This window comes from Vibrio profundum, from assembly GCF_050337555.1.
Lineage (GTDB): Bacteria > Pseudomonadota > Gammaproteobacteria > Enterobacterales > Vibrionaceae > Vibrio > Vibrio profundum.
Map to the genome: position 1 here is coordinate 13,016 of NZ_JAKJTA010000026.1, position 23,263 is coordinate 36,278.

A 23,263-nucleotide genomic window follows, 5' to 3' on the forward strand; every position below is an offset into this window, starting at 1 on the left:
ATTTTAGTCAATAAAATGAATTACTTTTAAAGAGTAAAGGTGTAAGTATTGAGAGACTGCGGTGCTCAAATACGACAAGATTACACGTGTTCCTATTACACACCTCACAGCCACAAAATCGCACTGTTGCATATGAAACCGTCGCGCATACAATAGCACGTGAACACCTAACTTCGCTCTCATCGCTTTAGGTGGGAATCTCAATCACGATGACCCTCAGGAGAGAGCTATGACTGATCAGTATTCTGCTTCCGCCAGTTCCATTTCAGCTAAAGACTATCAGGGTAAAGAACACAGTGTGACCGAGTTTTCAGTGACCGAAGCACTATCTGAACCTTTTGAAATAGAATTGTTACTCGTCTCTAGCTCTTTCGACATCAGCGCCCAAATCGGACAAAAGTTGACGGTCAATCGATACGACAATGAATCCGGAAGTCTAAAACTCACTCGCTGTTACAATGGCGTCATCACTCATATTCAACAAGTGGGATTAGATGCCTCGCTGCAATACAGCAGCTACAAAATTGTTTTACGTCCGTGGTTTTGGTTACTCACTCAAACCCACTCATACCGGGTGTATCAGTCTCAATCAACGAAAGATATTGTGTCCGATATCTTCACCAACGCCGGCTTTAGCGGCGCGTATAAAATGAACAGCTTGCCGTCAACGAAGCGTGAATATTGCTTACAATACAATGAATCAGATTACGACTTTGTTTCTCGGCTTCTATCCGAAGAAGGTGTCCACTACTACTTTGAACATAGCGATGGTGACCACACAATCGTGCTTCAAGATGCGCAAAATCCATTTGATAAATCCGATGTGGCCAAGTTTGACATGGTTGAAGCGCCATCTGGTTCAAACCCTCTGATCGAGCAGTGGATGCCGAAGTCAGACTTTCAAGGCGTCAGCGTCGAGCTCACCGCCTACGACTACTCACAGTCCAAGCTCATTTCTAGTAAAGTCAACAAATCAAGTAATTCGATCGGCAACAACTCTAAGTTGGCCTCTCAGTACTACCCAACTCTTGGAATATCTGGCGATATGACCGATCTTGCCAGTAATTTGGTAAAGCGCCGAATCGAACAAATGGAGCAGAGTTACCAGCAAGTCAATGCCGTCTCCAATAATGATTATTTTTATGTCGGTACTTGGTTTTCGCTCAGCAACCACCTCGATAAATCTCAGCTTGGAGATTTTTTGGTGACGAAAATGCACACGCGCTATACGGCTGACAACCGAAGCTTCAGTGAGGTAGAACTGATTCCAACATCTGTTCCCCACTACCCTAACGTCCTACCAAAACAAGTCGTCAACGGACTGCAAAGCGCTGTCGTTGCAGGTTCCACTTCAGGAGATATAAATCAAGACGAACAAGGCCGAGTTCGTATTCAATTTCATTGGGATACGGAAGCCAGTGGCGATAAAACCAGTTGCTATGTTCGAGTGGCGCAGATGATGGCGGGTAGTAGTTATGGCACACAGTTTGTGCCGAGAACAGGCCATGAGGTACTAGTATCGTTTATCGATGGCGACCCAGATCAACCAATAATTACTGGCAGCGTGTACAACAGCCAAAACCCGCCCCCGTATGCCGAAGCCAACGCAACCAAAACTGGCATTAGCACCAAACTGTCGGGCGTAAGCAACGAGCTGTATTTTGACGACAAAAAAGACAATGAGCTTATATACTTGCACGCCACTAAGGATCTCACTCAAGAAATCGATAACGATCAGACCGACACCATCAAAGGCCAATATTCACAAACTGTAACCAAACAAATCGCGATTTCAACTGAAGACAACTACTCTGTTGAATCGAGCAAAGATATGTCGGAAAAAGCACAAACCATTACCTTAGAAGCCGACAATACTCTGGAATTAAAAGTTGGCTCAAGCAAAATAACGATGTCGACGTCTTCCATCGCTATTGAAGCGACCAGCATTGATATTAAAGCAAGCAATGCACTCAGTATGGAAGGCACGACGGTCGAGAGCCAAGCGACATCATCCAATAAAATTTCCGGTGCCACCACCGCCCTAGAGGCTTCTGCATCCAATTCCATCAAAGGTTTGAGTGTATCTATTGAGGCTCAGACCACATTGAGTGCCGAGGGGCAATTGAGTGCCGAGTTCAAATCTGGCCTCAAAGGAACCTTTGATGGCGGAGTACTGGGTGAAGTAAAAGGTGCAATAGTTAAGGTTAACTAATGAAATATAAAAAGATTCCTTATAAAACAGGCATGCAGTTGTTGCGCCGATTTAAAGCCAGCGATGAAGCCGAAGATCTCATTTTAGATGATATGCCTGTACACGATAGCATTGAAGCCCTACGGCAATCTGATTTGAGTTTCGACCTTATCCAATTATTAGCTCATGGGTTACCAGTCCGAGAATCTATTTGGTGGGGGGCACTGTGTTTAGATATGCGGCAAGACCGTTGGAATACAATGCAAAAGCAGTGTATTGAAACGGCAAAAGAGTGGGTTAAAAGCCCGAGTGAAGAGCTACGCCGTAAAGCGGAGCTGTTCGCAAATCGCTTAGATCTCAATTGTGGGCCTTCTTGGCTTGCCCAAGCCGTTTTTTGGAATGGCTCAGGTAGCATTGTCGCCGCCGACCTACCAATGGTTCTTCCTGATCCTGACCTTTATGCAAAAGCAGTTTCAGGCGCGATTAATCACTCCGCTGCCCTCCCTGAATGGGATGGCACAAAACGTTACTATCAATCTGCTTATGACATGGCACTCGACATTGCCAATGGAGGCAATGGCAAGGAGACAGAATCATGACATTACCAGCCGCACGCTTAACCGACATGCATGTATGCCCGATGCAAACACCCGCTGTTCCTCCGATCCCTCACGTTGGGGGCCCAGTAATCACCCCCGGCGCGCCAACTGTGTTAGTTGGCAGTCTACCCGCTGCCACGCTTGGTAGCATGTGCACCTGTGTCGGGCCTCCCGATTCCATTGTTAAAGGGAGCGCGACCGTATTGTTTAGCAATATGCCCGCAGCCCGTATGGGAGACACCACGTCTCATGGTGGCAGTATCGTTGCGGGAATGCCAACTGTTTTAATTGGCGGTTGACTCGGTAATACTGGTAGAGAATATTAGTTGAGTGATATTTGGCTAATATTCTCCTCCCAATAGCACGTGCACGACATCTCAAACATTCAGAAATCATATGCGGTGCGCCCTAAAAAAGTGCCTTTAACTTATCATCTAAGAACTTTGCGAATCTGCTTGAACTGACACGCCATCGTAATCGGTTACAACTACCGTAAACACTGGGCTTTAGCGCATTTCCTTTACGTGTTCCTTGCCAGTGATAGCCCTCTCATATTTGCCCCTTCCCCTTAAATGAAATATGACGTATCGCACATAAAAAATTCCCTCCAGATTCCCAGCAATGAATAATCGGTATACTGGATTCTGTAATTTTCAATAGTCTTTTTTGTAAGTTTAAGATTATTAAAATGTTTCTTGTTTGTTCCTAATACGCGCCATATCGTTAATAAGGTGCTTTAAGTGGCCAACTCTTTGTTTAGCATTAAGTAAATATTGTTTAGCTAGAAAGAAAATTAAGTAGTCCGTTTGAGTGATGGGTTCAAGGTAGAAGCCAAATTCCTAACTTAATCGAACAGGATATCGATTCGAACTGGTAGGTAGGTAAATAGCACCTAATTAACCTGCTGGTTCAACAAACAACGGGACGTCTATGATTGATACTGAGAGCTTGTTGGCTCCAGTTTCTGACAGTGAACCATGCGGAAGCTACTTGAAACTGGATCGCAGCGCTTATAGAAACATAAGAAACGCGTATAACGCAGCGCAATCTTCATTTCGACAATTGGTTGAGACTCCTGAGGCCTCAAGTGATGAGACTTTAGTCGAGAACAACACAGCGAACTGGGGAGAACTCAGGGAAGTCACACAAGACGCATTGGTTAACAAAACCAAGGATTTAGAGATACTTGGTTGGTTCATCACCAGTCAACTTTTTAGTCAAAACCCCTTTGCTGACCTAGCCCAATCACTATGGCTAGTATCCGGTCTCGCTGAGCAATTTTGGTCAGACTTAAATCCAAAGCCACCGGAAGAAAAACTAAAAGCCACTGATGATGAAGGCAAAGCCAGAGAGTGGGCGGAGTTTAGAACGCGGCCGTTGTTGCAACTGATTGGTGAGTCGAACGACACCACATCCATTTACGTCCCTCTGCAAATATTATCCATCGTTGCCGATATCACCTATGGCGATTACCTCAGCGCTGAAAAAAATGGCACGCTAAATGCCTTAAAAGAACAATCTCGCTCCTCGTACTCTGGGGCAGATAGAGAAACGCTGATGCATTTATCCGATGCGTATATGGCGATAGAAAAAGCGGAACGTGTTTTGTCGGAAAAATGCCAACAATCTGGCAGTGCAGCAGTCAGTTTCCGTTTTCTAAAACACAATATCGAAGAGCTGATAAAAGCCATTCATTTCTTAGTCGGCGAGTTAATTAGACCTTGGCCACTCGATGAAGGCTACCACCCTGCTTCTCAGACATCATCGGCACCAGAAGAAGTCGCGCAAGCAACGAAAACTCCCCAAGCTCAAGTGGGATCAGTGTCCAATACGACTACATCCGATAATTCTCATTCATCTTCAGCAATGGCCGCTGCCATATCCGCGGGTGAAATTGTAAATCGGGACCACGCATTTAAAGAACTTCGCAAAATAGCGGACTATTTTCGAGAAACTGAGCCTCACAGCCCAATTTCGTTCCTACTAGAACGCGCCATTCGCTGGGGGTATTTGAGCCTACCAGAGCTCTTTGAAGAAATGATTGGCGGAGATAATTCTATGCTCGGCCATATCAACCAACTCACCGGGATGGATAATTTAGAAACCGCCGATCTTAGCAATATCGCTGTCCAAAACCGGCCAATGCGTACACGTGCGCCTACAACCATTTCCACTGATGGAAACAGCCATCACGAGACGAGTAATAACAGTGATGCCAACAACACCAAGGCGTCACAAACCAGTTCCACCACTTCTGAGCAACCAACAGAATCCTCAAGCAACGTTTCGGATTTTGAATGGTAGATAATTAAACCAAGGAGAATACTATGGCTTCAATCTATATGAGAGTTGACGGATACACACCAAAGGGCGCAGCGACTGTAGAGTCCATTGGTGGTAAGAAAGACTTCTTTGCTATCGAAAGCGTATCGTGGTCTGCGGTTCGTGGTGTTGGCATCGATGTGGGTAATGCCAACAATGCTGACCAAGGTATGGTTGCACTTGGCGAAGTGAATGTAACACGTACTTGTGACGGTGCGACTCCCTACCTGACTACTTTCCTATATTCTCCTGGTGGCGATGGTAAGAAAGTAGAAATTGTCATGACTAAGCCGAACCGCGAAGGTGGAGGTGCCGATCCGTATCTCATTCTAACGCTATCGGCTACGCGTATGTCTAGCTACAACATGGGATGCAGCGACGGCTCTCTGCCAAGCGAATCATTTAGCATGGTTTATACAGTAATTTCGAAAGCTTACTACTACGAAGGTGATGGCGGTAAGATCGAAAAAGGACCAGAAGTCGGCTTCGATGCTACTACCGCAAAAGTTACTTCTGTAGCTTCTTAATCAATTTAGGAGAATCATCGTGGCACTAAACTCCCAACATAAACGCGTAAGTAAGAACCGCGTCAGTATTACCTACGACGTTGAAACAAATGGCGCAGTAGAAACCAAAGAGCTCCCTTTCGTGGTTGGGGTGATTGGTGACTACTCCGGACACAAACAAGATAAAGAAGAAGTCGAGGACCGCACGTTTTATAACTTGGACAAAGACAACTTTGATGCAGTCATGAAACGTGTCGGCCCAGAACTCAATCTAAAAGTTGATAACGTTCTCGCTGATGATGACAGTCAATTTGAAGCGAGCCTCAATTTCAATTCGATGAAGGACTTCCAACCTGAAGCCATCATCAACCAAGTTGAACCACTGAAAAAGTTAGTCGAGACTCGTAACCAACTGAAAGTATTACTGTCGAAATCCGATCGCTCACGAGACCTAGAGAAACTGCTAAAAGAAGTACTTCAGAGCGCAGACACAATTAGCGCTTTATCTGAAGAGCTGGGGATTAATAAAGACGGAGGAGACGAGTAATGAGTGCAGAAACTGAAAGCCAAGGCCAAGCAGAAGCGGCAGAAGGTTCGGTCAGTTTTTTGGATAGAGCTATCCAAGCCACTACCCAAACTCCCGCCGATACCACGAAAGAGCTCATTTCTGTCTTAGCCGAACAAGCACTAACGGGCACAGTCACTTGGGACAAAAACGTCACCAAAACGATTGAAAATGCCATCTCAGAAATCGATAAACAGCTCTCTAAGCAACTATCTGAAGTGATGCAACAAGATGAATTCCAAAAACTGGAAGGATCTTGGATGGGTCTACAGAAGATGGTTAAAGAGAGTGAACTTGGTAAAACGCTTAAAATCAAAATGGTCGATTTTTCTCAAGATGAGCTGCTTGAGCAATTCGAAGACGCGCCAGCGATTGACCGCAGCCCTCTATTCAATGCACTTTATCAAGGCGAATTTGGTACTGCGGGCGGCGAACCTTATGGTGCATTTATTGGTGATTATGAGTTCAGTGCCAAAGACGAAGATGTCGCCCTACTCCGCTACATGGGTGAAGTAGCCGCCGCTTGTCACTCGCCATTTGTCGCAGCGGCAAATGCGCAAATGTTTGAATTCGATAACTTCTCGACATTTGATGAGCACAAACCCGTTGGTGCAGGCTTCGACTCACCAGCGTACGCGGCATGGAATTCATTTAGAGAAAGCGACGACGCACGTTATGTCACTCTAACTCTACCAAGAACGCTATCAAGACTACCATATGGACAAAAAGGACTAAAAACGGACCTGTTTAACTACGAAGAGTTAGACACAGATATGGACGGCAACCCTAAACCAAAAGACAACAGTCAATTGGTTTGGTCTAACGCCGCCTATGATTTAGGTCTAAAAATGACTCAGTCCTACACGGCATTCGGTTGGTGTACGGCGATTCGTGGTTTAGATAATGGCGGTAAAGTCGAAAGCCTACCAAATCTCACGTATAAAACTGAAGCTGGCGATTTGGTGCAGCAGTGTCCAACGGAGGTTAACCTAACGGATGAGCGTGAAAAAGAGCTCAGCGACCTAGGTTTCTTGCCTTTAGTTCACTATAAAAGCACCAACTATGGTGTATTTATTGGTGGCCAAACCACACAAAAACCAAAAACTTACACCGACCCAGATGCAACCGCTAACGCGGCTATTTCCGCACGATTGCCGTATATCATGGCTAGCGGACGTATTGCCCATTACCTCAAGGTTATGGGGCGTGATTGGCTAGGTTCAAACCTAGAAGCCACTGATGTACAACGCAACCTACAGCTTTGGATTGACCAGTACACGAATGCTGGTGCTATCGGTAACGAACAGCGCTCTAAAACACCTCTAGCAGAGTCGGCCATTTCTGTTGTCGAGCAGCCTGGTAAACCCGGTGCTTACTCAGCGGTCGCTCATTTAAGGCCTTGGTTGCAGTTGGAAGAATTAACGACCTCAGTTCGCATGGTCGCGAAAATTCCAGGCTAACTTTTATAAGGCTTACTTTTTAATAAGGTTTGGCCGGAGCAATCCGGCCAAAATAACGTACTATGCAGTTTAATAGTCAATGGCAAGATGCCTTCAATCAACTAGACAACAAAGACGACTCCTTTATAACAGAGGCGTTCTCTTTATTGTCTCTCATCGACGACAATGTTCTCCAAAGCCCGCTACGTGCCAAATCTACCATTGCACGTTTAATTGCGCGATTAGACGCCCTACTATCGAAGCAACTAGATAGCATTTTACACCACCCAGATTTACAAAAGCTGGAAAGAAATTGGCTTGGCTTGAAAGGGCTTTCTTCCCTACCGATTAACTACCAACGAACCAAGTTAAAAGTGCTTGATATGAGCTGGGAGGAAGTCTCAGCGGACGTCAACCAAGCCTACAATACCCGCTCCAGCACACTCTATAACATGATCGGTAATCGAGAGCTCAATACCTTGGGTGGCCAGCCCTTTGGTTGTATTGCCTTCACTCATTCGATTTCAATGGAAATGGACTTTGATTACGATTTCGATGACATCTTCACATTAGAGTTAATTGGGCGGCTTGGGGAAAGCACACTGTGCCCGATGATTTTTTCACCGGGGAAAAATTTCTTCGTCAACAATCAAGCCGATTGGCTATCAGATATTGAAAGAATAGAGAAAATTCTCAGCGGTCCAGATTATCGCTCATGGCAAGAAATTCGCCGTAGGCCATCATCTCGATTTCTTGGCATTACCATGCCAGAAGTGCTCATGAGACAACCTTATAAAAACGGTAAAGTCGGCTTTATTTATAATGAATCTGGTTCCGGACTGTATGGGAAAGCTGTTTTCCCTTTTGTCTCAACCATCATGCGTGAGCACCATAGGGTTAATTGGTTTGGTTTTTTGAAATCTCGCTGGAACGACAAACATCAAGGAGCCGTCGTCAATTTAAAAAGCAAAGGCATTCAAGCGGAGTATTTGGCTTCGCCGCAAACTGATGTCTCACTCTTTGGCCACTTATCGACCTTTTATGCAGGGCAAGGTTTCATTCCACTCACCTGTAGCCCTCTCACCAATAAGTATTACTTCAATGGAAATAACTCCATTTGGCAACATGGCGCAGCTGATAACGATCGAGTGCTGACGCAAATCCAAACAACGTTAATGTGCTGCCGGATTGCTCACTACCTCAAATCACAAGTCAGAGAGATGATAGGTAGCTTTAGTACCGCATCTGAATGTGAAGAATTCCTCACTCAATGGATTGAGAAATTTTCCAGTAACGTCTCCTTCGCCAACGAAGAGACGCTTTCAAAATACCCGCTTAGTTTCGCAAAAATAGTGGTCACGGAGTCTTTATCTCAACCTGGGTGTTTCTCTTGCACTCTACGTATTGCTCCTCAATATCAATATGACTATTTCAGCGGTGAAATCGTGCTGACCACAGAACTGAACGAGGTGGCATGATGAGTTTTTACAATACCTTTTTATCTGACAAACCCAGCAATGAAGACCGCGAAGTCGAAGACATCAAATATAACCTCACGCGTTTATTTGAAAGTGAGGCTTCTCTCATTGATTTAGATGAAAGGTTACTGGAAATAAACCGTTCAATATATCGATTTGGCATTGAAGATTCACAACTTCTCAGTGCCACGCTCGATTCCACGCAATTGTCCATTCGCCTGGCCACCCTCATCAATGATTTTGAGCCAAGGCTAAGTGATGTCACCGTCGAACTTCGTGATCGAAAAGAAGGCGAGAACGCGATTTCATTTAACATCCTCGCTAATATAGAAACGCAATACGGTAATAACGAACTTGTGTTTGAATCTAGGATTGCCCTTAGCGATTTAACCACCACTTTGGAGGAAGATAGTTATGACTGATCCTCTACTACGCTATTATGAGCAGGAGCTGGCATTTGTCCGTCGCTCTTTAGGCCAATTTGGCAACGCATACCCAGCTCACGCAGAAAGCCTAAAACTTCACCAAGGCAAAATTGAAGACCCAAACATTGCCCGTTTGCTTGATGGCGTTGCACTACTCAACGCAACCGTTGTAAAGCAGCTATCAGATCAACTACCTGATGTCACTGAAGGCCTATTAGATGTCTTGTACCCTTCGTATATTCAAACCGTACCGAGTGTCGCGTATCTGGAATTAAATGCGAGCGATGAGCCCATTGAGGCTACCAGCCTTCCCGCGGGCTCTCAGTTTGTCGCTTCCGTCAATGAAGGCGAGTGTACATTTACCACCGTCGACGACCTTCATATTGCGCCCTATCATATCACTGCGGTAGGTGCGTTAAGTGCGCCTTTCAGTTTCAATCGGCCAGCGGAAGCTGAGCAAAGTTCAGCCGTCATCCAGATTTCACTCTCCACTGGCGATCCTGAACTGCATTTTCGCCACCTCGAGTTAAGTGACTTAGATTTTTTCGTTCAAGGCTTTGAAAATAATGCAGATTCCCTTGTCGAGCTGATACTAAGCAATACCGCCTGTATTTCGATTTCCGACTCTGACTTCAAACAACATATCACTATTGATAACCAGCGACTTAAAAACCGCGTCAGTGATATGAGTTTCAAGTTCTTACCCGAGCACGGCAATCAATTTTCCGGTTATCAACTCATCAATGAGTTCTTCTTTTTCAAAGAGAAAAGACAATTCTTCCGCCTAAAAGGATTTGAAGAATACACACATCAACTCGATACTTCTGAAATCGTTATTAATCTTTTTATGTCATCACTCCCTTCGGAGTTCATGCGCTTATTCAACCCCAACGTATTTAAGCTAAACGTTATACCTGCGCTCAACCTATTCGAGCACACAGGGGAGCCTGTCAGTTACGACCAACGCCGCCTGTCCGTACCCATCAATGCGGAGTCACACAGTGGAGATCACATTGAAGTGGTTGAGGTGTTAGATATTTACGAAATAACCCCAACAGGGGAAAAACCGCTCACCCCAGTATTCAAGCAGAAGTATCACACCGACCCCAACAGCGATTCTTGGCAATCAAAACGCAACGTAAGCGGCGAGTTTGATTTGACCATTTCGCTCAACAATCAATCTGGTATTGAATTCAACAAACTGTACGGCAGCAGACTTTTATGCACCAATGGAAAGCAAGCCTGTGCGATAGATGGAGAGTTAGAGTGCCAAGAAAGCATCGACTTGCCGGGAAGCTTTTCCACCATTTATCCGCCTTCTGCCCCCATAGAGAGAGAGCGTGACCAACATATCCATTGGCAGTTCATTGGTTTGATGAATTGTAACTTTTCCACTCTATTGCAAGCAGAAAACGCAGCGGATACGCTCAAGCAGATGCTAAGTTTATGCAGCCGAGAGCAAGTCCCTGCATCTGAAATTCAAATGATTCGCAGTGTCTCTTTTAAATCTCAGGTATCTGCGATCCGGATTCTTGGTCAAAACGTATTTTCTCCCGGCACAGAAATTGAGCTTACTCTGGACACCTCCGGCCCCTACCTAGCATTTAGTGACGTTATGAATCGATTTTTCCAGCAATTTTGTAGTTTCGATCGTTATGTTCGCCTTACTATAAAAATCTATGGTCGTGACGGCGTAGCCCGGCGCTATCCCAAGATACATGGTAGTCAGCAATGTTTATAAGCCAACAATGTCTGTAAGACAACTTACGACGATACAGTGAGTCAAACATGATGAGTTTCGTGAAAGATTTGGCCATACAGCCCAAGCGCTATGATTTTACTCAAGCAATGAGGCTATTACATCGCTTAAAGCAAGTGAGCTCATCACAGATATCACTTGAATTAAAGTCTGAAGCGATTCCAACTGGCCACCCTGAAGAAATTCAATATTTTTCTTTTAAAAACAATGGTGCTAAGCTTCGTTTAGCCATGACAGCTCTGTCCGGGGTCAAAGGCGTTATTCCCAATTATCTGTACGAAGAGCTATTGTCGTCTTTGCACAGAGAAGACCATGCGTTAAAAGATTTTCTCGACGTATTTAATCAACGTCATTTTGAAATCTCCTATCATGCGAACATCAAACGCTGGTTGCTGTTAGAACAAGAACAAGCACCAGAATTGATAACCTTACTCAACAACATCGCTGATCTTGGTGAGTCTCATGATTATCTGCAGTACTCGTTATTATTAAGTAAACAAAACCGTAACTTGGGCACACTACAGCAGATATTAAACGACTATTTCCCCTATGCGATTGATGTAAAGTGTAAATCACACGAACGTCGTCAACTTCCTGCAGACTCTCTCACTCGCTTAGGAAGCGCCGAGCATTACAATAGTGCCGCTGGGCAAGGCTTTCTTATTGGCAGTACTTGCCTTGCCCAGTACAATCATTTACAGCTTTTTATTACGCCCAAACAAAGAAGTGAATTCGAAGAAATACAAAGCGATCAGATGCTTGCCTGTACAATGAGAGACCTCACCCAGCACTACCTAAGAGATAGCACCCCCATTTCTATCTACCTGATCGTGAAGCGCTCTTATTTAGAAAGGCCGATTTTGTCGTCGGACGCTAGCAAGGCGGCGCGGCTAGGAGAAGTAGATTGCTTAGCACCGGAAAGAAACCCAGTGGAAACCGTTAAAATATTGCTGAAATAGCGCACTATTCATCAGTGCAGTCGAATGAGATACAAGGAATTACTTTATGACCCAAGTTACCTTAACCAACCTCGTTGGAAAATTGTCACCCGATTTAAAACTCGCGTTAGAAGCCTCTGCTGGAGCTGCAATGAATCAAGGCGTTGCAGCGATAGAAGTTGAGCACTGGTTGCTACAACTCATTTCTCAAAATGACAACAAGCTGAACGCTTTATTTGATTCGCAAAAGCTTTCACAAGATATCGTCGTTAATGAACTCACGACCAAAATCGCTCGATTGACAAAGGGGAATGAGGGGCAACCAACCCTTAGCCACGCGCTGACAGAGTTAACCAAAGACGCTTGGATGATCGCGTCAGTCAACTATGGACACGGTGAAATCGTCAGTCTTCATCTAGTCCAAGCCTTACTGCAGCAGAATGTCATGGGAGTGAATACGCTTCAACTCGAAAGCCTACAATCTGTCTCTCTAGAATCATTGCAAGGCCTCATCAGCAAAACGCCTATCCAACGAGCAAGCTCTAGTGCCACAACTGGCAAGTCTGCGGATATGACACCGAGTGGCAACGATGCCCTCAGCAAATACACGATAAATCTGACTCAACAAGCGATTGATGGCAACATCGACCCGATTTCTGGCCGAAATGCAGAAGTCAGGCAAGCGATCGATATCCTGTGCAGGAAAAGGCAAAACAACCCGATCATCGTCGGCGAACCAGGAGTGGGAAAAACCGCCATCGTAGAAGGGCTCGCTCTACGGATCGCCGCCAACGAGGTACCGGGAGCTATTCAAGGGGTACAAATTCATTCGTTAGATTTAGGGCTGCTGCAAGCTGGCGCCAGCGTCAAAGGTGAGTTTGAGAACCGTTTAAAAGATGTCATCAACGAAGTGAAAAACTCCGAAGTACCGATCATCGTCTTTATCGACGAAGCGCATACTCTGATTGGTGCTGGTGGTGCTGCAGGGCAAAACGATGCTGCAAATCTCCTTAAACCAGCGCTGGCTCGCGGCGAATTTAAGACTATTGCCGCGACCACTTGGGCGGAATATAAAAAGTATTTTGAAAAAGACCCAGCGCTAACTCGTCGTTTTCAAGTGGTTTCTGTTGAAGAACCAAGCGCTGAAGACGCTATGCAAATGCTGCGAGGCATTGCCGTCTCACTACAAGATCACCACGGCGCCTTCATTGCTGAATCCGCCATAGAAGCTGCGGTGAACTTGTCCATTCGCTACTTGCCGAGCCGTCAGCTACCGGATAAAGCAATCAGCTTGTTGGATACTGCGAGCGCGCGTATCGCTTTAACGCAAGGTGCCAAGCCGGAAGTGATTGAAAGTCTAGAGCAGACTCTGCGCTATCAAGAAAACGAAAAAGCAGCGCTAGAAAAAGAAGAAGCCTTGTTTGCCAATAGCGCTGAGGCCATTACAGAAATAAACCAAGAAATCGACCAAAACACTGATAAGCTCGCTGCCTATAAAGTGCGATGGGAAAAAGAAGTCGATCTGGTTGACCAAGTAAAAGTCGTTCAGCAAGAAATCACAGAACAACAACTCGCAGGCAATGTTGAGAAAGAAAAACAGGACTCACTCAACAAACTACTGGATCAATTGCAAGAAGTGCAAGGTGAAGAGCCTCTCGTCAACGCCATGGTTGATGACAACACCATCGCCCAGATCATCGCTAGCTGGACTGGGATACCTGTCGGCAACATGATGAGTGATGAAATTGCCAAACTGCTGACCCTAGAAGATGAACTCAACAAACGTGTTATCGGCCAAGACGTCGCCAAGCAAGAACTCGCCAAAGCCATTCGTATATCTCGCGCGGGTTTAACAGATAACCGCAAACCCATCGGCGTATTTCTGATGTGCGGCCCAAGTGGCGTCGGTAAAACCGAAACAGCCATGGCGCTTGCTGAGCAACTATACGGAGGTAGCAATGACCTCACCATCATCAATATGACTGAATTCAAAGAAGAACATAAGATTTCAATGTTGCTTGGCTCACCTGCGGGCTACGTTGGATTTGGTGAGGGCGGTGTACTAACAGAAGCGATTCGACGTAACCCCTACTCCGTGTTGTTACTTGATGAAATGGAAAAGGCCCACCCAGGGGTACACGATCTGTTCTATCAAATTTTTGACAAGGGGCATATTAAAGACAGCGAAGGACGAACGGTTGACTTCAAAAACACCATCATCATCATGACATCAAATGCCGCCGACCAAGCAATTTGCGATGTATGTGATGACACTGATGGTCAGATAGATAACGACGAATTACTCGAATCGATTCGCCCCGAATTACAACGCTTCTTCAAGCCTGCATTTTTGGGAAGAACCACTATCGTCCCATATTACCCACTAAATGATGATGAGCTCGCCAAAATCACTGAGATCTCTCTTCACAGAATCAAGAAAAAAATTGCAGAGCAATATCAAGCAACGTTTAACTGGGATGAACAATTTGTTCGCCTAGTGGTCGATAAAAATACTGACCCGACAACAGGTGGACGTGCAGTGGAGCAAATCATCAATCGTTCGTTGATGCCACGATTGGCTGAAGAATGTATCGGGCGACTCAGCCGTAAAGAGCCGATTAGTCAAATAGCGGTAACTGTGCTCGAAGACGGCGAAGATTTCAATTTAACGATTCAGTAGTTCATATAGCTAACCAAGGAAGGTACAGCTTGATAGACACAACTACACATACCCGACAAAACCGGTTCGCTTTGTCACTTAGGGTAAAGCTGGTTTTGGCCATCGTGGCGGTCCTACTCTTTTCTGTAGGGCTAAATACCACGCTGAATTATTTAAACTTTGGAAAAAGGTTAACCGCCACATCTGACTCTATCTACCAAACGGTTGCAGAAGAAACACACAACGATATCACTCAGGCCATTTCGTTAGGCCTCCCCTTGTCATCCATCAGTAATATTTCGTCGATCATTGAGCGACGGACCAAGCTGGTGGATGGCATTAACGAGTTAAGCGTTGTTAATGCACAAGGAAAACGCCTGTTTGGGCATGGAAAGCATACATCTGAAGGCGAGAGAAACATAAAGCTCGCCATCAATAACACCTTTGGCGTGAAAGTTGGCGAGGTGCTTCTCTACTATTCCACCGCAAAGCTGGATGCCGTAAAAAGTAAATTACTCCAAGTTCAGTTGCTGTATGCGACATTTTGGATTCTAAGCTGTGCTATTGTCGGTTTTGTCTGTCTGCACTTTTTACTTAACCACTTAGTGCAAAAAATCCGCGCCGCAGATAATATTTTATCTTCAAAAACGGACGGCCTCACAGCCTCGGAACAACTGACTCAAGCCCATAAAGCGATATCGGTCAATCAAACGGACGGGCGCTGGGCGAAATTTAAATTTACTCGACTCCCTATTTTAATTATTGGCATGGTGATCGTGCTAACGATTATCGCGAACTTAGGCTCGTCCTATCAATCCACCAACACCTTTTCCCAGATCTATCAGCTTAAACTCGAACAAAAAACCAACCTCATCGGTGACTCTTTATCGACGATGATCTCCCGATTACTTTCCCATGGTGTGCCAGTCGGTGAGCTAACCGGACTTGAAAGCGAATTCCAACACTATGTACATAACCACAATGATTTACTTGCAATATCATTGCTAAAGAAAAACCAACCTCTGTATAAATATCAATTTGGTCACACCGATCATGTTATCGAAGTCTCTCAGCCGATTGCCAATGCGGGGCACTCTAACCTCACCTTAAGACTCACTCTAGATAACAATATTACCGCTACGTTACTGAAAGAAAGCTTCATGGATATGTTAACTGTATTGATAACATCTAGCTTAGTTGTCGCCGAAATTATCATGTTTCTCTGCCACTTTATGATTCTTTCCCCGTGGCAACAGCTCAAGCAAGCGTTGATGTCTGCAAATCGAGACGTCGTCAATCATCTAGTCAAAGTTACTTCAAGAGATGAAATTGGTCGGCTACTATCGAAAGTCAATGCGTATATTGTCGGCTTAAATCCAACCCAAGAATCGAAACAGCTCGATAGACGAGACCGCCGATTTATTCGCTTACCTTTGTTCTTATTAGTGTTTGCTGAAGCATCGTCTTTGGCCTTCTTCCCAAATTTTGTGTCTTCTCTTAGCAGCCAACAAAGCTTCATCCCCGAGCATTTAGTGACCAGCATTCCTATCTCATTATTTATGCTAGTCTGGGCGATTTCGTTGCCTTTCGCGGGCTACTGGTCGGACAAAGTGGGCCGTCGTGTCTCTTTAATTTCTGGTTCCGTCATTACCAGTATTGGGCTTTTCTGTACAGCTCTGACTCACTCACTAGAACTCTTGTTACTAACCCGCGCTTTGACCGCGGTGGGTTATGGTATTGTATTTATTTCCGCACAAGGCTACATCACAGATGCAACCAATAGTTCCAATAGAACCAAAGGGATGGCAACGTTTTTATCCGCGTTTTTCTCAGGATCTTTATGCGGGGCGGCGATAGGAGGCATCTTAGCTGACAAACTCGGCTATTCAGAAACGTTCGTGATGGCGTCCTTCCTAGCACTTGTTAGCGCTTTATTGGTCGCAGTTTTCTTTGATAAAAGCAGCATCAACAGTAAAAGTGAGCCGGTGAAGTTAAAAGACTTCAAAATACTATTGAGTAATAAGTACTTCGCTCTGATCACTTTTTTTAGTGCCATCCCAGCCAAAATTGTTCTCACTGGCTTCCTATATTATATTTGTCCTGTTTACTTAAAATATTTAGGAGAAAGCAGCGCGGTATCCGGACGAATAATGATGGGGTACGGGTTAGCGATAATTATTATCTCCCCGCTCAGTGCTATCTTAATTGACAAGATGCGCAATAAAATCGCTTTCATTGTTGTGGGGGGCGTGCTGTCAGCATTAGCAATGCTCAATATTACTTTCATCGATGGTTCATTTGGTTTATTGCTCATTGTGGTTTTAATTGGTATCGCACACGGTATCAGCGTCTCGCCTCAGATCCCTTTAATCATGGACCTTTTGTCTGACCAAGGGATAGATAACGGCAAGGTGATCGGTATTTTCCGTCTAACTGAGCGAATTGGTAATGTGCTTGGTCCTTTGCTGGGTGGGCTCGCATTGAGTTTATTTGGCTATAATATGACCATAATGATATTTGGCCTCGCGTTGCTTATCAGTGCATCCATATTGTATTTTTTCTATTCAACCTTCTTGAAGAAAGATAAAGCGCATAATGTTGAGGTGTCTTCATGAAAAAGTGTTATCGGATCTTTCACTACGCACTTTTATTATTAGCGTTGATTCCCGTACTGAGCTCTGCGCAGGAGCCTTCGGCTACGTCGACTAAAGAAAACAAACACGTTGTTCTTCTACTTTGGCGCGGCGTCACAGATGCAGAGCGTGGTTTTATGGATGATTTAGGCAAGAGTGGTAACATTCGTTTCACTATTCTTGATGCCAACAGAGATAAAGCCCAGTTAAAACAATACATTCACCATATCGACCAATATAATCCGGATCTAATATATAGCTTTGGCACTACCATTACGCGAGAGTTGTTGGGCAGCTATAACAATCCATCGGTATTTTCCAGCACCCATAACATTCCGGTGGTGTTTAATATTGTTACCGATCCTGTCGGGTCAAAAATAGTATCTTCGGATAATAACCAGCCGAGAAATTTTACTGGCGTTAGCCATATCGTCCCTCTTTCTGTTCAATTGAAAGCAATTGCACAACTTAAAGGAAAAAGATCCGTCGGGGTTCTCTATACACCCTCTGAATATAACTCATTATTGACGGCTAAAAAGCTTGCTGAAATAGCAGCAAAATCTCCGATTCAAGTCCAGCTATACCCTCTTAGCGCAAGTAACGGACAACCTAGCCTTGCATTAGTTGACTCTACTATCAGTAAAATGCGTAAAGACGGTATTGAGCTCGCTTATCTTCCACCCGATTCTTATATTATTGCCAACGGAAAACATATCGTAGAAAGTCTTCGCGATGTGAATATTCCTGCCTTTTCTGCTACCGAGGCACCAATTCGTAAGTACAAGGCTTTATTTGGTGTGGTAAGTCGTTACTATAATACTGGGCAGTTTGCTGCTTATAAAGCTGAGCAAATTTTAAACGACAAAAAAAAGGCGCATGAAATTCCAGTTGAAGCATTAAGCCAATATTCATACATCGTAAATATGAACGCTGCTCAAACTCTGAATTATTATCCGCCAGTCTCTATTTTAAAAATTTCTGAGCTAGTAGGAAGAGTACATTGACATTCAGTTTATTGATAAAAAACGCAAAGAAATTAAAGCTAGCCATAGTTTTGCTTGGCTTGCCCTTTTTTAGTTATGCGCAGCAACACATAGGGCCTGCGCGTTTGTTGTTGACAACGCAAAGCTGGCCACCTTATCAAGAGTATAAAAATGGCCACATGCAAGGCATTGCTTTAGACAAGATCAAATGCATTCTCAGCAAAATGGGGCAGCCCTATCAAATTACCATGACCAAATGGTCAGAAGCACAATTGAAAGTGCACAGTGGCACGCAGCATGGCTTTTTCGCAGCGACACAAACTAAAGAACGCGACGAATATGCGACTTTGTCATCCCCTATCGCAGCGCAAAAGTTAGACTGGTTTTTTGCACCGGGCGTCACTCCAAAAATTGATGAACTGTCCAAAATCAACCTTAAATTTTCCGCCAAATTTGGCTCTAGTAAATGGTTCTGGCTCAAACGGCACGGCTTTAATGTTGTGAAACAGCCGCGCAATGCAACGGTGCTCCTGAAACTGCTAAAAGACCGAGAAATTGATGTCGCCTTAGAAGACGAATTAGTTTTCAGCGGTGAAATGAAAAAGGCCTCATTACCACAAGATTTCTTTAAGCGAAGAGAGTTAAAAACCGAAAATATGGGTGTGTATTTCTCCAATCGATTCCTTGAGCAATACCCTGGCTTTCTACAAAGCTTTAATTCAGCTATTTTAAAGTGCGAGGGATAATTGATGTCAATTAGCGTACATTTAATATCTATACCCCAGGAAGAAGTCGTCACGTCTCGTGTTATATATTTGCCCGAGTCGGGAGGCTGCTTCGGCCGGGCGTCATCATGTGATATCAGCTTACCCGATCAAAGCAAACGAATCTCTCGAGTCCATGGTCACATTAAGCGCACAGAAACTGGTTATGTCGTCAAGCACACCAGCCAAAATCGTTCGATGCTCAACGACAAACCTTTGTTAAGAGACAAAGACTATCCACTGAATGATGGCGATATCTTAAAAGTAGAAAATTACACCATTCTTGTTAGCACTTTAGTCAGCCACTCCAACACCAAGTCACAGCCTCAACAAGATACCCAAAAGCCACAGCAAAATTTCACGTTAGATCTGCAAGACGAAGAGACTGATTTTCTTGACGCGGATGAATTTGAAGTACCAACCCAGCCAAAATCCAGCTTTTCCAAAGATCACGTATTAAGTGACGACCCTTTTGAGGCGGACCCATTTGATGACATCGACAAGAGCCAAATAGAGGCAAATATCGAATCGCCAGAAAGCCGAAATAACGACCCACTAGAAACTGTTGAGCCCTTTGCCCAAGATGGTGCGGACATGGAGTACTTTCCTGTTCACAATGAGGCAGCGAGAGGAACATACCTCCGAGAGTCACTGGATAAGTTAATCCACATATCCGAGAAAAATCAACAGTTCATACAGAACCCACAACTACAACACGAAGCATTGTTCGCTGCATTAGAAAATACGGTCGAAGAGTTTCTCGACAATTTCGCCCCCGACCAACTCGAACAGCAATTCAACGAGTACATCAGTGGGGTTTTCGCTAACAAAGATAAAAAATATTGGCGTATCTACCGAAAACACTTTAAGCACCGCCTCAAAAATGGCGACTTTCAACGTCAATTCAAAGCCCTATTTATGGAAAATATGCAAAAACAGAATAAGGAAAACCAATGAGTAAGTGGTTAGCTGTCTTCTCTGTATTATTACTATTCGGCTGCTCATCAAGTCCGGCGCCCACCAGCGTTCAGTACAAAGTGAGTATCAATGCAGATAAATCTATTAACCAGTATCAAAGTAAGCAATCTAACCCTGTCGTTGTTCGATTGTATCAATTGACTGATCAACAACAGTTTAAGCAGTTGCCTTTCATTGACTTATATAGCGATGATACGAAATTGCTTGGCTCAAAATTGGTTGCCAAGCAAGTGTTGCCGATCATCGTACCGAATACAAAGAAAGACATCACGATTAATGTCGATAAAAACACGCGCTATCTGGCTGTATTAGCAGAATTTGCTAACTATCAAAACAGCCAATCTAAATCTGTCACAGTACTACCAACTAAATCGGATCAATATTTTCAGCTTGATATCAAAGACAATAAAGCAACGATCAAAGTAATCACCCCAAAATCAAGTTGGTGGCAGATTTTTTAGCTATTCACGCAAAGAACATAGGAAGGTCACGTGGACGCGTATAAAAAAGTAGTATGGCAAGAAGGTATGTTCATTGCTCCCCAACATTTTCAGCAGCAAGATCGATACGTTCAAAATTACATTCGACAAAACGTCGAAACTTTAGCCGGTTTCTCGCCCTTTTATGGCATCACCGAGCTAACGATTAATCACGAACTGCTTAGGATAGGGAAACTGTCAGTTTCATCGTGCTCAGGTGTCTTCCCCGACGGAACACATTTTGAATTGGCTCATGAAATCGCGATTAATATCCCACAAGGTTGCATTGAAACCGTCGCGTACATTGCTTTGCCTATTTCCCTTCAAGGGAATAATGATTACAGCGAAAACGAAGCAGATCAGAGCCGCTACCTAACCCGCTCAATCAATGTGTTTGACACGTCTACTTCGGCCAATGCCAGTATCGCGATTGATGTCGCTCACCTGAATATTACGCTAAAGCTCGATAACGATGATACATCAGGGTTCACACTCATCCCTGTCGCTAAGATTCTGGAAAGCAGTGAATCGGGAGACGTTATTCTTGACCGCGCCTTTATCCCCGCTTGTTTGCATTACGGTGCGTCACAATTTTTGTCTGAACGCCTGAAAGAAGTCCATGCGTTAACCAGTAATCGAGCACAAAACTTACTGCAACGGATTCATGCAGGCCAAGGACAGAAGAGCGCTCAGTCTCTCATGCAAGATTACCTGTGGCTGCAAACACTCAATGCGTGGCTGCCGTGGTTTGACCTCACCATTGCCAACCCGAAATTACAGACTCACGAATTGTATGGCAAACTCAAACAATTCGAAGCTCAAGTGATGGCGCTGTCCCCCGCGATCCCTGATACCTGTACGCCACTTCAGTTTCACCATCTCTACCGCAGTTTTAACCCACTGTTCGCGAGCTTAAGAAACATTTTGACCCTCGTTCAGCAAGATTCAGTTATTGAATTTAATTGGGATACATCACTCTTCGAGAAACGCCGATTACTTCGCACCATCATTAAAGATCCAGCTGCCGTCGCGAATCGCCGCTTCGTATTGAGCGTGAAATCCTCGGTCAGCAGTAGCGAACTAAACGAACTGTTTCCAATTTCAGCAAAACTAAGCAGCAATACTCGCATTGTCGAATTAGTCAGGAATTCGCTTTCAGGTATAAACCTAACTCCGCTACCACTGGCCCCTAACGAACTCAAACCATTGCAAGGCGTGGCCTACTTTGAGGTCGATTCATCGGATCGCAACTGGTTAGACATGTTAGAAACCCGCGATGCGCTTGCTTTACACGTCGACGCTCGACTTTCCGAGCTAGAAGTTGTTCTCTATGCATTGAGATAGGTCTATGGATTACTTAGATGAAGCCACCCTTGTCTGGGATGACAAACAAAATAAATTTGACGATGTATCCGATACCGCGGACCCAACCACCTATTCTCGAGTCCAGGTCTCTGATACGCAAGTTGAATTTTTGCGCCATTTTGATAAAGCAGAAAATCAGCTGATCAATATCAGTAGCGAGCTCTTGGCTACCGTATTGAAAATAACCAGCCTGCCAGAGCCAGATGATCTCGCAACGCTCAGAGGAAGGCTCATCGAAGAAATTAATGAGATTAAAGCGAAAGGTGCCAGTTTCACCTACCCTGTCGCCGTCATCGATAAACTTTGTTTCCTGTATGCTGTCGTGGTTGATGAATTTATCATCTATACCGAGTGGGGTGAAAAGAGAGGTTGGGAAAACAAAACGTTACTCAGTGAGCTATTTGGTATGCGTAATGGCGGCGAATTATTCTTTACCGTTGCTGAGAAGGCCACTCGCCAGCCTCACAAACTGATTGATCTTCTAGAAATTATCTATTTGTTTTTGAATATTGGTTTTAAAGGCCAATATAGAGAAACAGGCAGCGAACAGCTTAAAGCCTTCATTCATCAACTTGAACAAGTTATCAGCCAATATCGGCAAACAGGCAGTATTTACTGTCGAACCAAAGTCGCGCTACCAAAAATACGTAAGCCAACGAGAAGAAAACGCTACTTAATCACTTCACTGTTTTTCATTTGTCTTATCGCAACCAGCATGGGCCTAACCAAGTTTTGGTACAGCAAGACGTTCAATCAGCGTGCGCGAGATTTCAGCTTTTTGCCGCAGTTTAGCGAACGCTATGTATTGTCGGGCCACGTCAAAGATATCGTTTTCATTAGTGACGATAAAGATTTGGCCACTTCACCTAAGCGAGCTAGCAAAGTAGAACTGGTCTCACAAACCCCACCAGCTTCTCTCGCAACCAGTAAATCTCCTTGGTTTGTCCAACTCGCGACCTTTTCCAGCAAGAGCAATGCTGAAACCTTTGCGAAAAAGTTAGCACCCTCTTCCTATAAAGCAGAAGTGTTACCTTATAACGATTATTTCCGAGTGATCGTCCGCTCTACGTCCTCTGACAATGCTCGTAAGATAAAAGCTTGGTACCAAGACAACGGCAAGATCAAACCAATTATAGTTCGTGGTGATTCATCACCAACTAAGCCAAAAGAGTCCAATTAA

19 protein-coding genes are annotated in these 23,263 nt (G+C 44.5%); all 19 read left to right on the top strand.

Annotated elements, in window-relative coordinates; translation table 11 throughout:
• Positions 1 to 229 precede the first annotated feature (229 nt).
• Positions 230 to 2,212 (top strand): type VI secretion system Vgr family protein, encoded by a 1,983-nt coding sequence (locus tag L4C34_RS18690; protein ID WP_428790838.1) that lies wholly within the window; start codon positions 230 to 232, stop codon positions 2,210 to 2,212.
• Positions 2,212 to 2,790, top strand: coding sequence for a DUF6931 family protein (locus L4C34_RS18695; protein ID WP_428790839.1), 579 nt, complete (start codon positions 2,212 to 2,214; stop codon positions 2,788 to 2,790). Before L4C34_RS18690 ends, L4C34_RS18695 begins: the two co-directional genes overlap by 1 nt.
• A complete protein-coding gene (locus L4C34_RS18700) occupies positions 2,787 to 3,089 on the top strand; it encodes a PAAR domain-containing protein (protein ID WP_428790840.1) in 303 nt (100 codons plus the stop codon). The genes L4C34_RS18695 and L4C34_RS18700 overlap by 4 nt, the downstream gene beginning before the upstream one ends.
• Positions 3,090 to 3,720: 631 nt before the next feature.
• On the top strand, positions 3,721 to 5,094 hold the full coding sequence (locus L4C34_RS18705) for a type VI secretion system protein TssA (RefSeq protein ID WP_428790841.1): 1,374 nt from the start codon (positions 3,721 to 3,723) through the stop codon (positions 5,092 to 5,094).
• Positions 5,095 to 5,117: 23 nt separating this feature from the next.
• The gene (locus L4C34_RS18710; RefSeq protein ID WP_428790842.1) at positions 5,118 to 5,639 is read left to right on the top strand and encodes a type VI secretion system tube protein Hcp; all 522 of its coding nucleotides are present in this window, start codon (positions 5,118 to 5,120) and stop codon (positions 5,637 to 5,639) included.
• Positions 5,640 to 5,658: 19 nt separating this feature from the next.
• Positions 5,659 to 6,165, top strand: coding sequence for a type VI secretion system contractile sheath small subunit (gene tssB, locus L4C34_RS18715; protein WP_428790843.1), 507 nt, complete (start codon positions 5,659 to 5,661; stop codon positions 6,163 to 6,165).
• Positions 6,165 to 7,643 carry a type VI secretion system contractile sheath large subunit gene (gene tssC, locus L4C34_RS18720; RefSeq protein WP_428790844.1) on the top strand — a complete coding sequence of 493 codons (1,479 nt, stop codon included), beginning with the start codon at positions 6,165 to 6,167 and terminating at the stop codon, positions 7,641 to 7,643. The genes tssB and tssC overlap by 1 nt, the downstream gene beginning before the upstream one ends.
• A gap of 62 nt (positions 7,644 to 7,705) precedes the next feature.
• On the top strand, positions 7,706 to 9,100 hold the full coding sequence (locus L4C34_RS18725; protein ID WP_428790845.1) for a type VI secretion system contractile sheath domain-containing protein: 1,395 nt from the start codon (positions 7,706 to 7,708) through the stop codon (positions 9,098 to 9,100).
• The gene (locus L4C34_RS18730) at positions 9,100 to 9,522 is read left to right on the top strand and encodes a GPW/gp25 family protein (RefSeq protein ID WP_428790861.1); all 423 of its coding nucleotides are present in this window, start codon (positions 9,100 to 9,102) and stop codon (positions 9,520 to 9,522) included. Before L4C34_RS18725 ends, L4C34_RS18730 begins: the two co-directional genes overlap by 1 nt.
• Positions 9,515 to 11,266, top strand: a complete 1,752-nt coding sequence (tssF, locus tag L4C34_RS18735) for a type VI secretion system baseplate subunit TssF (RefSeq protein ID WP_428790846.1) — start codon at positions 9,515 to 9,517, stop codon at positions 11,264 to 11,266. Before L4C34_RS18730 ends, tssF begins: the two co-directional genes overlap by 8 nt.
• 50 nt (positions 11,267 to 11,316) lie before the next feature.
• Entirely contained in the window at positions 11,317 to 12,243 is a 927-nt protein-coding gene (locus L4C34_RS18740; RefSeq protein WP_428790862.1) for a type VI secretion system baseplate subunit TssG, read from the top strand.
• 46 nt (positions 12,244 to 12,289) lie between these two features.
• Complete coding sequence (tssH, locus tag L4C34_RS18745; RefSeq protein WP_428790847.1) at positions 12,290 to 14,902, top strand: type VI secretion system ATPase TssH; 2,613 nt, start codon at positions 12,290 to 12,292, stop codon at positions 14,900 to 14,902.
• Positions 14,903 to 14,931: 29 nt separating this feature from the next.
• Complete coding sequence (locus L4C34_RS18750; RefSeq protein WP_428790848.1) at positions 14,932 to 17,496, top strand: MFS transporter; 2,565 nt, start codon at positions 14,932 to 14,934, stop codon at positions 17,494 to 17,496.
• Complete coding sequence (locus tag L4C34_RS18755; protein ID WP_428790849.1) at positions 17,493 to 18,518, top strand: ABC transporter substrate-binding protein; 1,026 nt, start codon at positions 17,493 to 17,495, stop codon at positions 18,516 to 18,518. Before L4C34_RS18750 ends, L4C34_RS18755 begins: the two co-directional genes overlap by 4 nt.
• Before the next feature lie 44 nt (positions 18,519 to 18,562).
• Entirely contained in the window at positions 18,563 to 19,243 is a 681-nt protein-coding gene (locus L4C34_RS18760; RefSeq protein WP_428790863.1) for a substrate-binding periplasmic protein, read from the top strand.
• A gap of 3 nt (positions 19,244 to 19,246) precedes the next feature.
• Positions 19,247 to 20,218, top strand: a complete 972-nt coding sequence (locus L4C34_RS18765; RefSeq protein WP_428790850.1) for an FHA domain-containing protein — start codon at positions 19,247 to 19,249, stop codon at positions 20,216 to 20,218.
• Positions 20,215 to 20,700: a type VI secretion system lipoprotein TssJ gene (gene tssJ / locus L4C34_RS18770; RefSeq protein WP_428790851.1), complete on the top strand. Its 486-nt coding sequence runs from the start codon at positions 20,215 to 20,217 to the stop codon at positions 20,698 to 20,700. The genes L4C34_RS18765 and tssJ overlap by 4 nt, the downstream gene beginning before the upstream one ends.
• A gap of 30 nt (positions 20,701 to 20,730) precedes the next feature.
• Positions 20,731 to 22,062, top strand: a complete 1,332-nt coding sequence (gene tssK / locus L4C34_RS18775) for a type VI secretion system baseplate subunit TssK (RefSeq protein ID WP_428790852.1) — start codon at positions 20,731 to 20,733, stop codon at positions 22,060 to 22,062.
• Positions 22,063 to 22,066: 4 nt separating this feature from the next.
• Positions 22,067 to 23,263 carry a type IVB secretion system protein IcmH/DotU gene (gene icmH / locus L4C34_RS18780; protein WP_428790853.1) on the top strand — a complete coding sequence of 399 codons (1,197 nt, stop codon included), beginning with the start codon at positions 22,067 to 22,069 and terminating at the stop codon, positions 23,261 to 23,263.

What these genes read in the sequence shown, in the direction of transcription:
- L4C34_RS18690 (WP_428790838.1), top strand. Translation starts at nt 230, where the DNA reads ATGACTGATCAGTATTCTGCTTCCGCCAGTTCCATTTCAGCTAAAGAC.
- L4C34_RS18695 (WP_428790839.1), top strand. Translation starts at nt 2,212, where the DNA reads ATGAAATATAAAAAGATTCCTTATAAAACAGGCATGCAGTTGTTGCGC.
- L4C34_RS18700 (WP_428790840.1), top strand. Translation starts at nt 2,787, where the DNA reads ATGACATTACCAGCCGCACGCTTAACCGACATGCATGTATGCCCGATG.
- L4C34_RS18705 (WP_428790841.1), top strand. Translation starts at nt 3,721, where the DNA reads ATGATTGATACTGAGAGCTTGTTGGCTCCAGTTTCTGACAGTGAACCA.
- L4C34_RS18710 (WP_428790842.1), top strand. Translation starts at nt 5,118, where the DNA reads ATGGCTTCAATCTATATGAGAGTTGACGGATACACACCAAAGGGCGCA.
- tssC (WP_428790844.1), top strand. Translation starts at nt 6,165, where the DNA reads ATGAGTGCAGAAACTGAAAGCCAAGGCCAAGCAGAAGCGGCAGAAGGT.
- L4C34_RS18725 (WP_428790845.1), top strand. Translation starts at nt 7,706, where the DNA reads ATGCAGTTTAATAGTCAATGGCAAGATGCCTTCAATCAACTAGACAAC.
- L4C34_RS18730 (WP_428790861.1), top strand. Translation starts at nt 9,100, where the DNA reads ATGAGTTTTTACAATACCTTTTTATCTGACAAACCCAGCAATGAAGAC.
- tssF (WP_428790846.1), top strand. Translation starts at nt 9,515, where the DNA reads ATGACTGATCCTCTACTACGCTATTATGAGCAGGAGCTGGCATTTGTC.
- L4C34_RS18740 (WP_428790862.1), top strand. Translation starts at nt 11,317, where the DNA reads ATGAGTTTCGTGAAAGATTTGGCCATACAGCCCAAGCGCTATGATTTT.
- tssH (WP_428790847.1), top strand. Translation starts at nt 12,290, where the DNA reads ATGACCCAAGTTACCTTAACCAACCTCGTTGGAAAATTGTCACCCGAT.
- L4C34_RS18755 (WP_428790849.1), top strand. Translation starts at nt 17,493, where the DNA reads ATGAAAAAGTGTTATCGGATCTTTCACTACGCACTTTTATTATTAGCG.
- L4C34_RS18765 (WP_428790850.1), top strand. Translation starts at nt 19,247, where the DNA reads ATGTCAATTAGCGTACATTTAATATCTATACCCCAGGAAGAAGTCGTC.
- tssJ (WP_428790851.1), top strand. Translation starts at nt 20,215, where the DNA reads ATGAGTAAGTGGTTAGCTGTCTTCTCTGTATTATTACTATTCGGCTGC.
- icmH (WP_428790853.1), top strand. Translation starts at nt 22,067, where the DNA reads ATGGATTACTTAGATGAAGCCACCCTTGTCTGGGATGACAAACAAAAT.